Consider the following 579-nt stretch of genomic DNA (forward strand, 5'->3'; position numbering starts at 1 on the left):
CAGTATCCCGCCCATCACCACCGACGAAATCAGCAGCCAGAGAGTGATAGCAACGCCAGTGTAGCGATATCCGTCAGTCCACAGCAGGGACTTCCAGTATTCCTGAATAATCTCAATCACAGGTCAGCCCTCTTCACACCCACGGAGTAGCGGCGCTCAAGGTACAGCAGCACACCATTAGACACGGTGGTAAACACCAGATAGATAAGCCCGCACACGACGGCAAAATAGAATGGCTCCCAGGTGCTCTTCCCGGCAAGCTGTGTCGCTTTCACCACGTCTTCCAGTCCGAGCAGCGAAACCAGCGCCGTCGCCTTCAAAATGACCTGCCAGTTATTGCCAATCCCCGGCANGTGAGCTGGTAAAACCGAATGCCGTCGCGGCCTCAATATGACCTTTTGGCACAGCCATGAACGCACCGCGGAACGTTTCGGTAAAATAGGCGCCGTAGATAAACCCAAGCGTAATTATACCCGCGACCATCGGATCGATATCAATCTGGCCGATACCGATGGCATCGGTAATGGTATTCAGCGCAATTTGTAACCCGTAGAAAATGAGCAGCATTAAGACGAGATC

General features: G+C 52.9%; 2 pseudogenes. Both read right to left on the reverse strand.

The annotated features are described in order from the left end of the window. A pseudogene (locus FDX22_RS19455) lies at positions 1-120 on the reverse strand (amino acid ABC transporter permease); the annotation flags it as partial. Beyond that, positions 117-579, reverse strand: a pseudogene (locus tag FDX22_RS19460) (ABC transporter permease subunit); the annotation flags it as partial. The pseudogenes FDX22_RS19455 and FDX22_RS19460, both read right to left, overlap by 4 nt.

Source organism: Citrobacter sp. TBCS-14, from assembly GCF_005280805.1.
GTDB classification, from domain to species: Bacteria; Pseudomonadota; Gammaproteobacteria; order Enterobacterales; family Enterobacteriaceae; genus Citrobacter; species Citrobacter gillenii.